Annotated in this window: 1 protein-coding gene; it reads right to left on the bottom strand. The window is 27.4% G+C overall.

Annotated features, from left to right (window positions below):
- On the bottom strand, window positions 1-226 hold a 226-nt coding region (locus ABGF45_RS08440; RefSeq protein WP_408132182.1), incomplete at both ends, for a transposase.

The raw sequence follows: 226 nt of genomic DNA on the forward strand, positions 1-226 counted from the left end.
ATCCGGAGATTTTTGTCCTTGAAGTAAATACAAAATTCTAAGATCATATTTACACATTTTCTCTATTTCTCTTGATGATTTGATGGCTTCTGAATAACAATAGATTAAAATCTGAAACATTGAAATTGGGTCTATTACTGGTTTTCTCCCTTTTTGAGAGTAAGCATTTTTTATTAAATCTAAGTTTAATTCCTTTACTAAATTTTGCAAAACCATTAATTTAGCG

Source organism: Helcococcus sp. KG196 (assembly GCF_046035495.1).
GTDB lineage: Bacteria > Bacillota > Clostridia > Tissierellales > Peptoniphilaceae > Helcococcus > Helcococcus ovis.